Annotated in this window: 1 pseudogene; it reads left to right on the top strand. The window is 53.8% G+C overall.

The annotated features are described in order from the left end of the window. Positions 1 to 268: pseudogene (locus AC0L3P_RS40105) on the top strand (hypothetical protein); the annotation flags it as partial. Positions 269 to 411: the final 143 nt, after the last annotated feature.

Here is a 411-nt window from a genome sequence, read left to right as displayed (position 1 = left end):
GAACGGAGTAGCGCTACTGATGACTCCCATAATTGAGGGATGGCCCGACACCTATGAGAACCCGGCCATCATCGACCCAAACGAGCGAGAAATACACTTCGGCCAGAAGGATCATGTTCGGTATTACGGCGCGAATATCCGTGACCGCATTCGGCGAGCAGGCTTCGAGACTGAGGAATTTACCTCAGACGGATTGACAAGCGTAAAACTTGGTCTGCTTCGAGGTGAAAAGCTCTTTGTCGCTCATAGGAGAGATGCAGGAGCCTAATAGTAAGGTGCTGTGCTCGCATGTGCTTGAGCATGTCGACGCGGAGATGCACCGGATCCTGGCAGCGAACGGAGTAGCGCTACTGATGACTCCCATAATTGAGGGATGGCCCGACACCTATGAGAACCCGGCCATCATCGACC

The sequence above is a fragment of the Bradyrhizobium sp. WSM4874 genome, from assembly GCF_055811835.1.
This window is presented reverse-complemented; position numbering and strand designations above follow the sequence as displayed.